Source organism: Chryseobacterium sp. BGARF1, assembly GCF_001677955.1.
Classification (GTDB): Bacteria; Bacteroidota; Bacteroidia; order Flavobacteriales; family Weeksellaceae; genus Chryseobacterium.
The window spans coordinates 1-810 of the sequence record NZ_LELA01000209.1 but is presented as its reverse complement, the minus strand read 5'-3'; the positions used below and the strand labels follow the sequence as shown (position 1 = coordinate 810).

At 36.4% G+C, this 810-nt stretch carries 1 rRNA gene; it reads right to left on the bottom strand.

Going from position 1 to position 810, the window contains the following annotated elements:
• Positions 1-727: 727 nt before the first annotated feature.
• Positions 728-810, bottom strand: a 5S ribosomal RNA gene (gene rrf, locus AB671_RS21620); the annotation flags it as partial.

The following is an 810-nucleotide window of genomic DNA, read 5'->3' as shown; positions in this document are numbered from 1 at the left end:
AGGAGCTATTTCCGTCTATCCGCTCATACTCCTCACGCCAATGCTCTCCAACACCAAATCCCTCCTACTCTCCAACTCATGTTCCGGGGTAACCGCTTCTATACGGGCTAGGATGTCAACCATAAAACATAAATTGAAATTCAACGGAATTTTCAGTAATTATTCCACCCGAATCTTAATGAGATTTTTAAACTCTTAAAATAAACAGACTATTAACCTAAATTCGATTAATAATTTATTTTAAATTAATGATTATTAATTGTTTAAGTTCAAATCAATAGAGTCGGGCTTTAGCCCGGCTAAACAGTAATAACAAAAATTGGCTTTAGCTCATTCCTATTGATATTTTGTTAAAATGTAAGAATCGAACTCAACTTATTAGAAAGACTATAAATATTTCAACAGGGATATATTAGAGATTTCATCATACGAAATTCATTGTAAGATTATTTAAAATCTACCCTTTCCCCAAGGCAGCTCTGGAGGAGCAAAACCTTTGTAGGACAATAACGACCTGCGACCACAATCAGCACTCCGGAGGAGTGCAACCTTTGTAGAACATCAAAGCATCATTTTCATAAGCTCCAAAGGAGCGACACAACTATCAACTATCAACTATCAACTATCAACTATCAAAATTACTTATTACCTATTGCTCATTGCACATTATTAAAGTTTTGAGCAAAAAAAAAGTCTCATACAAATTCATGTATGAGACTTTTAAAAAAACTGGCGGCGACCTACTCTCCCGCTTTCGCAGTACCATCGGCGCTGGTGGGCTTAACTTCTGTGTTCGGAATGGGAACAGGT